The 8,955-nt window shown below is 75.8% G+C and carries 6 protein-coding genes; all 6 read left to right on the forward strand.

The annotated features are described in order from the left end of the window. Positions 1-197 precede the first annotated feature (197 nt). The 6 genes from SVTN_RS28940 (at position 198) to SVTN_RS28965 (ending at position 8,934) form a co-directional block, all read left to right on the forward strand. Positions 198-923: a Crp/Fnr family transcriptional regulator gene (locus tag SVTN_RS28940; RefSeq protein ID WP_041131732.1), complete on the forward strand. Its 726-nt coding sequence runs from the start codon at positions 198-200 to the stop codon at positions 921-923. Between the two features lie 86 nt (positions 924-1,009). Then, a complete protein-coding gene (locus SVTN_RS28945) occupies positions 1,010-1,804 on the forward strand; it encodes a nucleotidyl cyclase domain-containing protein (protein WP_245727665.1) in 795 nt (264 codons plus the stop codon). After that, complete coding sequence (locus SVTN_RS44400) at positions 1,801-4,290, forward strand: hypothetical protein (protein WP_041131733.1); 2,490 nt, start codon at positions 1,801-1,803, stop codon at positions 4,288-4,290. The genes SVTN_RS28945 and SVTN_RS44400 overlap by 4 nt, the downstream gene beginning before the upstream one ends. Further along, the gene (locus SVTN_RS28955; protein WP_041131734.1) at positions 4,287-5,933 is read left to right on the forward strand and encodes a hypothetical protein; all 1,647 of its coding nucleotides are present in this window, start codon (positions 4,287-4,289) and stop codon (positions 5,931-5,933) included. Before SVTN_RS44400 ends, SVTN_RS28955 begins: the two co-directional genes overlap by 4 nt. Further along, positions 5,930-6,502, forward strand: a complete 573-nt coding sequence (locus tag SVTN_RS28960; protein ID WP_041131735.1) for a Pycsar system effector family protein — start codon at positions 5,930-5,932, stop codon at positions 6,500-6,502. Before SVTN_RS28955 ends, SVTN_RS28960 begins: the two co-directional genes overlap by 4 nt. An 8-nt stretch (positions 6,503-6,510) precedes the next feature. Continuing rightward, positions 6,511-8,934 (forward strand): vWA domain-containing protein, encoded by a 2,424-nt coding sequence (locus SVTN_RS28965; RefSeq protein WP_041131736.1) that lies wholly within the window; start codon positions 6,511-6,513, stop codon positions 8,932-8,934. Positions 8,935-8,955: the final 21 nt, after the last annotated feature.

An 8,955-nucleotide genomic window follows, 5' to 3' on the forward strand; every position in this document is an offset into this window, starting at 1 on the left:
GCTCCCCTGCGCCCCCCGTGCCCGTTGACGCGTTTCTTCCGCACCCTCTAGCGTTCTTCACCCCATGACGTGACACAGCGTCAATAGTGTGGCTCAGCAGGCCACATGAGGTGGGAACACACACACGAAAGCGCCGGTCGGCCACCGGTGGACGGTCTTCCCCGGAGGACCCGCGGACGGTACGGGGGTGAGCGGCGATGAGTCTCTTCGGCCAGGACCGCTCCTTCCTCCACGCCCTCCCCGCGGCCGACCGGCGGTCGCTGCTCGCCGAGGGCGCCCGGCGCGTCTACGAACCCGGGGAGGTGATGATCCGCGAACGCGACACCAGCGCCTACGTCCTCGCGCTCCTCTCCGGCTGGTCCGTCGTCTCCGTCGGCACCGAGCGCGGATCGCGGCTCATCCTCGCCCTGCGCGGCGCGGGCGAGGTCGTCGGCGACCTCGCCGCCGTCGACCGGGGTCCGCGCAGCGCCAGCGTCACCGCACTCGGCACGGTCGAGGCGGTGGCCGTCTCCGGCGACCGGTTCCGGCGCTTCCTCGCCGCCCGGCCGCACGCCACCGCGCTGATCATGCGTCAGCTCGCCACCCGGCTGCGCAGCGCCGACGTCGAACGCCGCGCGCTCGCCTCCGAGACCGTCCTCCAGCGCCTGGCCGCCCGCCTCGTCGAACTGGCCGAGCGCGCCGGACGCCGGGCCGACGGCGGCACCGTACTCGACCTTCCGCTGCCCCAGCACGACCTGGCGGCGGCCATCGGAGCCACCCGGGAGGCGGTCGCCAAGGCCCTGCGCCTGCTCAGGGAACAGGACGTCGTCCGCACCGCGAACCGCACCGTCGTCGTCCTCGACATGCCGGTCCTGGTGCTGCTCGCGCAGGGGCGCGCACGCCCCGGCGGAAACCCGGCGGCCGCATCTCCGCCGGGTGTGTAAACGGCTACATCGCCGGCCGCGCCGCGCGGCCAGTCTGGACATGCGACACACGCACCACCACGGCACCACACACAGGGAGTCCGAGAGTGAGCAGTGCGGAAGTGAACGGGGTAGCGGGCGGGATCCACCGGTTCGTCGTCTTCGGCGACATCTGCGGCTCCGGGACCCTGGGCATGGCCGAGAAGGAGCTGCACCGGGCCGCGATGTACGCCGCCTTCGACGAGGCGTACGGCTCCGTCGGCGTCGAACCCGGCACCTTCCACCAGGAGGACCGGGGGGACGGCATCCTCGCCGCCCTGCGCCCCGACGTGCCGCCGACCCTCATGGTCGGACGGTGGATCGACACCCTCTACGAGAGCCTGCGCGCCCACAACACGGGCCGCAGCCGCCGCCTGCGGCTGCGGATCGGCATGAACGCGGGGCTCGTCGCCCAGGACGGGCACGGGCTCGTCGGGCGGGCGGTGGACCTCGCCGCCCGGCTCTGCGACAGCGCCCCCGCCAAGCGGATCATGGCGGAGAGCCCCGAGGTCGACCTCCTGATCGTCGTCTCCGACTGGCTGTACGGGAACGTGGTCGCCGAGGGCGGGCGGTACGTCGAGCCGACGCACTACCGGTCGGCCCGCATCCGGTCCAAGGAGACCGACGAGACCGCGTGGTTCCACGTACCGCGCAGCACCGCCCCGCCGCTGCCCGGCGCGGAGGGGGGTTCACGGACCGGCGTTGGGCCGTCGCGGGGGGACGGCCCAACGCCCCGGACCGAGGGCGGCAACCGTACGTACCACGTCGGGGGAGACCTGCTCGACGTCCACGGCAACACCATCCACGGGGACTTCACCGGCATCCGCAAGGGCCCTGCCGCGGGGGCGGGTGAACCGCGGTGAGCGACCAGGACGAGCCGGCGGCCGGGAGCGACACCCCCGACTCCGGCCACGACCGGGGCGACGGAGGCGGCCGGGGCGACGCACAGGACCGGGGCGGTGACCGCGGCGAACGAGGCGGTGACCGAAGCGACCGCGGTGACCGCGGTGACCGCGGTGACCGCGGTGACCGGCGTGATCGGAGCGACCGGGACCGCGATCGCGACCGTGACCGGGACCGCGAGCGCGGCGACCGGGACCGCGACCGTGACCGGGACCGCGAGCGCGGTGATTCCGCCGGTGAACAGTCGCGCGAGCCGAGCGTCTTCGCCACCGCCGACCGGGGACCCCTCGGCGGCGAGAGCGACACCGGCGGCGCCGCCACCGCGCTCCGGGCCGTCCGCACCTGGGCGGGCGGCGCGGCCGACCGGCTGACCACCATCCACGGCGACGGCACCGTCTTCGAGGGCAACCAGATCTTCGCCCTCTACGGCTCCGACCGCTCGCTCTTCGTCCAGGGCCCCGTCCCGCCCGAGACGCTCGACCACCTCGGCCGGGTGTACTGCGCGACCGCCGGCTACGCCCGGATGCGGGACCGGCTCCGCGACCACCGGGTCCTCGTCCTCTGCGGCGAACCCGGCAGCGGCCGCAAGGCCACCGCGCTCGCCCTCCTCGACGAGCTCACCGGCGGCAAGGTCTTCCGCCTCGACCCCCGCCACGGCGTCGACGAGATCACCGAGGACGTCCTCCAGGAGAGCGGCGGCCACCTCCTGGAGCTGCTCACCGAGGACGTCCGCACCGAGAGCGAGCCGCACCCCGCCCGTTCCGGCCGGGGCGAGCCCGCCGCCCGCCGCCCCGCCACCCGCCTCTCCGAGCTGCACCTCGACCGCTTCGGCGAACTGCTGCGCGGCCGGGACGCGTACGGGGTCGTCCTCGTCGAGAACGGGGAGCTCGCCGACCGGCTCCTGCGCGGCCGGTACGGGATGTACTGCGCGCCCCCGCCCGCCGACGAGGTCCTCCACCGCCACCTCTGGCACCTCCTGCGCGCCGAGCCCGACGGGGCCCTCGGCGCCGCACGCGCGCGTGCCCGGCGCCCCGACGTCGTCCGGGCCCTCGGCCTGGAGGAGCTGCGGCCCCGCGAGGCCGCCCGGCTCGCCGAACACCTCGCCCGGCACTGGCGCGGCGAGATGACCGACGAGCAACTCGTCGCCGAATGCGCGAGCTTCGTCCGCTCCCAGGCCCGCGAGTGGTTCGCCGGCGCCGACCGCCCCGGCGTGCTCCCGGAGGCGCTGCCCGTCCTGAACGCCGGCGCGTTCCGCATCGCCGTCGCCGTCTTCGACGGCTCCGCCTACAGCCTCGCCGCCGAGGCCGCCGAACTCCTCGCCTGGGAGCTCGCCGTCACGCTCGACCCCGACCACGCCCCCGGGCGGCGCCTGTTCGGCACCCACGCCGAGCACCGGCCCGTGCAGGCCCGGGCCGTCCTGGAGGACGGCGAGCTCGACCTCGGCCCCGCCAAGGTGCCGGTGCGGGCCGTCCGCTTCCAGGGCGAGGCGCTCGCCGGCGCCGTCCTCGGTGAGATCTGGCACGGCTACCACAACGTCCGCGGCCCGGTGGCCCGGTGGCTGCGCGCCCTGTGCGACGACGCGCGCCCCGAGGTGTGGGTGCGGGCCTCCGTCGCCGCCGGAGTGCTCTGCTCCTGGGACTGGATCCACGGCTTCCGCGAGCTGGTGGTGCCGCTGGCGGTGACGGACGAGCCGAGGGCCCGGATGGCCGCCGCCACCGCGCTCGCCGAGGCCGCCCGCGACCCGCGCGTCCGGCCGGCGGTCGCCGCCGTGCTCAAGGACTGGGCCGGTTCGGGCGAGGACACCCTCGTCCGTACGGCGCTGCTCGCGCACGGCTACGTCCTGGCCGCCGGGAGCGTCCCCGGCTCGCTCGACGCCCTGGCCCGGGTCGTCAGGACCCGCGAGGCGACCGACGTCGACGTCCTCGTGCCCGCCTCCTTCAGCGTGGCCCGGCTGCTCGCCTCAGGAGAGCCCGAGCCCGTCCTGCGGCGGCTCCGGCAGTGGCTCGACGACGGCCGGCTCAACCTCGCCAACCTGGTCCACCTCGCCGTCATCCGCACGCTGGCCACCCGCACCACCCACCTGTGGGGACTGCGCGAGGTGCCCGAACTCGACGAGCACGCGGCCCGCCCCCTGCTCGTCGCGCTGCTCGCGACCCGGCCCGAACTCGCGCCCGAACTCGCCCGGCTGCTGCGGCACACGCTCGCCACGGCCCGCTCCGGAGAGGCGGCCCTCGAAGCCCTCGGCGGCCTGCTCCGAAGGGCCGCGAAGGACCCCGAGGCGCTCGGGCACGTCCGCGCCTTCCTGCCGCGCCTCGCGGTGGACCGCCGCGACCGGGACCGGCTCAGGGGACTGCTGAACGAACTGGTCCGGGACCGTGACCGGCCCCTGGACAGGAGCGCGGCGCGCCGGATGTGGGACGCCGTGACGGAAGGAGCGAACCGATGACCGGGCCCGAGCAGAACAGGAACGCGCGGCCGGACGAGCGGGCGCACCGGTACGAGCGGGACCGCGACGAGCGCGAGCGGTACGACGAACGGGACGGCCGGGAACGGCAGCGGTACCAGGGACGCGACGGACGCGAGCGGTACGAGGAACGGGACCGGCGGGAGCGGGAACGGCAGCGGTACGAGCGGCCGGGTCACGAGGACCAGAACGGCGGACAGCACTCCGGAGGCCGTGACGGGGACGAGGACCCGGACCTCGACCCGGACCGCGCGGACGACGAGCCGGAGCAGGCGCGCGGCCAGGGGCGGCGGCACGCGCCGGCCACCGGCGGACCCGCGGCCCCCGGACGGCCGCGCGGCCCCCTCATCGGCGAGTACGCGCCCCCGTACCGCCGCCGCAGCGGCCGGGTCGCCGCCGTGCTCCTCTACCGCAACGGCGGCCACCGGGTGGTCTGGCCGGACCGCACCGAGGACGTCAACAAGCCCATGTTCGGCTCCCCGTACACCGTCTTCGAGGTACGGCTCGGCCGCAACGTCACCGAGTTCCGGCTCCAGCTGCCGGCCGCCGGCGACGGCGTCTTCTTCGACGCCGTCGCCAAGGTCCAGTGGGTGGTGACCGACCCGCACCTCGTCGTCCAGGAGCAGGTCGAGGACGTCGCCGAGCTGCTCCACGACGAACTGCTCGACGGCCTGCGCCGGCTGTCCCGGCGGTTCCGGATCACCGAGGCGCAGCGCGCCGACGAGGCCGTGCGCGAGGAACTCGCCACCGGGCGCCTCAGCTTCGGCCGGGACATCGGCCTTCGCACCCGGGTCCTCGTCTTCATCGACCTCGACGACTCCGTCAAGGCCGAGGTCTCCCGGCGCGACCGGGTCGGCGTCACGATGGAGGCCGACGAGCGCGTCGCCGAGGCGGAGCGGCGCAGGGAGGCGGCGGACCGCGCCCTGGTCGCCGAGCGCGCCCGCGAGATGGAGGCCCTCTTCCGGCGCGGCGACCTCGCCCAGATCGCTCACCACATGGCGATGCACCCCGACAAGCAGTGGGAGATCCGCACCCAGCTCCAGCGGGAGCGGCGCGAGGGCCAGGACGACTACCTGAGGGTCTTCAGCCGGCTCCTGGACACCGGCGTCCTCGAACGGCACGACATCGGCGAGCAGATGTACCAGGTGCTCATGTACCTGCGGTCCCAGACCGGCACCGTCCTCGGAGGCATCACCGACCGGGTCCTCAACCCCTCGGGCGACTCCCCGCGGCGGCCGCGCGCCCTGGAGGAGGCCGCCCCGGAGCCGAGCGACCCGGACTGGGACGAGGACCGCGGGGCCGCCCGGCGCGGACCCTGGGACGAGGAGCACGGCGAGGCCCCGCACGACCCCCGGGTCTACGAACCGACCCGCGTCGAGTCGGGCTCCGAACGGGAACGGGAGCGGGAGCGCGAGCGGGGGCGCTCCCGGGGCCGCCACGACGACGGGTTCGACGACGGCCGCGACCGGTACGAGCCGGACGCGTACGAGCGGAACGACCGGTACGACCGCGACGACCCGTACGACCGCGAGGGCCGCGACCGGCCGGGCCGGGGAGCCAGGCCCAGCCGGCCCACCAGGCCCGCCAGGCCCAGCTCCGAGTTCGACGACTGGGACGACGAATGAACACCCCGGACCCCGCCTCCGTCCCCGCACCCGCCCCCGACCGGGCTCCTGCCTCCGACCGGTCGCCCGCCCCCGACCGGGCCCCCGCGCCCGCCCCCGTACCGCCCGAGGAGATGCGGTTCATGGCCGAGCGGCTCCTCGCCACCGTCCGGGAGGACATCGGCCGGGCCGACACCAAGGCCGCGATCCTGCTCTCCGGCGCCCTCGCCTTCCTCGCCGTCGTGTTCTCCGGGGACCGCGCCCCGCTGCCCACGGCCGGCACCGGGCTCGCGTTCCTGCTCGCGGCGGGCGCGCTGTGGACGGCCGGCGTCCTGATGCTCGTCTCGGTGGTCCTGCCGCGCACCCGGATCGGCGCGGACCGCACGCTCCTGCGCGAGCTGACCTCCGGCCCGTCCGCCCCCGCGCTGCGGGAACGGCTCGGCGCGTCCGGGGCGGACGCCACCGACTGGCTCCTCGAACAGGCCGGCGTGCACGGGCTCGTGCTCGCGGCGAAGTACCGGTGGCTGCGCCTGGGCGTGTTCGCGCTCGTGCTCGGCGCCCTCCTGGCCCTCTTCAGCGAACTGTGGTGAGAGAGAACATGCAGTGGACCAACAAGGGGAGCGCCCTGCTCCTCGCCGGGGTGCTCCTCGCGCTCTCCGGCCCGCTCGCGGCGCCCACCGCCACGGGCGCGCCCGGGGCCCCAGGCACATCCCGTACGGCTGCCGAACCTGCAGAGGGGCCCGATCCGCTCGACTTCGCCGTCGTCGTCGACCAGTCGGCGAGCCTCGCCGAGAAGGACCTGGCGCGCGAGACCGAGGCGGCCGCGCTGCTCAGCCAGGGCGAGATATCGGAGCGCTCCCGGGCCACCGTCATCGGTTTCGGCAGCTCGGAGAAGCCCGGCCAGTCGCCCGTGCGCGACGTCTGCCCGCTCACCGTCGCCGACGCGGCGGGCCGCGAGCACCTCAGCGAGTGCGTCCAGGAGCTGGGCCGCCGGGACGCCGCCCGCATGGGCCCCGGCACCGACTTCCCGGCCGCCGTCCGGCAGGCGGTCACCCGCCTCACGGAGGGCCGGCCCGCCGCGGCGAAGGGGACGCCCAAGGTCGTCTTCCTGCTCACCGACGGCAGGCTGGACGTCGCCGACAGCCCCGAGTACGGCACCGACCGCGACACCCGCCAGTCCAACGGCGCGCGGCGGCTCACCGAGGAGCTCGCCCGCGCCCGGGCGGCCGGCGTCCAGATCTGGCCGCTCGGCTTCGGCAGCGAGATCGACCGCTCCGCCCTCACCGCGATGGCCGAGGGCGGCTACCGGGGCGCCTGCTCCGACATCCCCGGCTCCGTCCCCCGCATGCGGGTCGTCGGCACGTCCGCCGAGATCGACAAGGCGCTCCAGGAGACCTTCGCAGCCGCCCGCTGCGCCCGGATCGCCCAGGGCACCGTCGGGAAGCCGCCCGCCGACCTGACCGTGACCATCCCGCCGATCGCCACCGACGGCTCCCTCACGGTCGCCAAGCACGACCCGAAGGTGCGGGTCACCTACTACGACCCGGCGGGCCGCAAGGTGCCCGTACGGGGCGAGTCCGACGGCTCGACCTTCGAGGTGAGCGGCCAGGACGGGCCGGTCGAGGCGCTGCGCGTGAAGGACCCGCTGCCCGGCCGCTGGCGGGTGCACATCGAGGCGCCGGAGGGCCACCGCGACCGGGAGGTCGCCGTCCGGGCCATCTGGCAGGGCCGCCTCCGCTCCGACGTCACCCTCGATCCGGCGTCCCCGCGCGCGGGGGAGAAGGTCACCGTGCAGGTGCGGATGCAGACCCGGCGCGGGGTCGTCATCACCGATCCGCGGCAGCTGGCCGGTCTCACGGCCTCGGCCGAGGTCACCGGCGCGGGCTTCCGGCCCTTCGCCTTCCAGCTCGCCGACGACGGGCGGGCACCCGACGCGAAGGCCGGGGACGTCCGGTTCACCGGCACGTTCACCCTGCCCGCCGGGGCCACCGGCGACCTGGAGCTCGTCACGCGCATGGCGGCGCCCGGCATCACCTCCGACCGGCGCCCGGTGCACGCCCGGCGCGGCCCGGACGTGCCGGTGCTGACCGCGGGGCTCGCCGTCGACCGCGTCACCGTGCACCCGGGCGGCACCGTCCGCGGCACCCTCGACGTCACCAACAACGACTCCGCGCCGCACGCCCTGCGGCTGGCCCTCCAGGACCAGACGCCCGGCGCCGAGCTCACCGTCGCCCCGACGCAGGTCACCGCGGTCGCGGGCCGGAGCACCCGCGTCCCCTTCACGGTGACCCTCGCGGCCGGCACGGCCCTCGGCGAACTGGCCGGAAAGATCGCGGTCGTGGACACCGGCGACGGCGACGCCGTCCTCGACACGGCCTTCCTGGACGTCCTCGTGGTGGCGCCGCCCACCTGGTGGGACCGCTGGTGGAAGGCCGTCACCGGCGGCGCCGTCCTCGTCCTCGTCCTCGCCGTCCTCGTCGGCATCCGGCTCGTCGTCCGGCGGCGCCGCCGCGACCTCACCGGGACCAAGCTCGAACTGCTCGACGACGGCCGGTCCCTGTTCGAACTGACCGTCCGCAAGGGACAGAGCGAGAACGGCTCCTTCGCCTTCACCGTCGACGAGCCGTACGGGGGTTCGCCGATGCTCCGCACCGTCCGCGGCGCCGCCGCCTCCACCGCCCACGTGCTGCGCCGCACCGGCTCCGGCGAACTGCTGCTGCGCCCCCGGGGCGGCCGGCAGGTGCCGGTCAGGCCCGGTGAGCCGATCGGCCTGGGCGAGCACGAACTCGTCGTACGGGGCGGGCGCGTGCCCTCGCCGCGGAGGAACCGGCCCCCTCGGCGCCCCGGCCCCGGCACCGGACGCGGCGGGGACACCGGCCCCGGCCCCCGCACCGGCCCCGGCACGGGATCCGGCACCGGTTTCGCCCCCGGCACCTCCGGGACCCCCGGGACCTCCGAGCCAGGCGGGTCCGCTGGATCCGGCGGGTCCGGCGGGTCCGACCCCTACGACGGCAACTTCTGAACGGGCACCGAGGAGAGACGA

The organism is Streptomyces vietnamensis, assembly GCF_000830005.1.
Lineage (GTDB): Bacteria > Actinomycetota > Actinomycetes > Streptomycetales > Streptomycetaceae > Streptomyces > Streptomyces vietnamensis.

Coding starts and splice junctions, on each gene's coding strand:
- SVTN_RS28940 (WP_041131732.1), top strand. CDS start 198: ATGAGTCTCTTCGGCCAGGACCGCTCCTTCCTCCACGCCCTCCCCGCG.
- SVTN_RS28955 (WP_041131734.1), top strand. CDS start 4,287: ATGACCGGGCCCGAGCAGAACAGGAACGCGCGGCCGGACGAGCGGGCG.
- SVTN_RS28960 (WP_041131735.1), top strand. CDS start 5,930: ATGAACACCCCGGACCCCGCCTCCGTCCCCGCACCCGCCCCCGACCGG.
- SVTN_RS28965 (WP_041131736.1), top strand. CDS start 6,511: ATGCAGTGGACCAACAAGGGGAGCGCCCTGCTCCTCGCCGGGGTGCTC.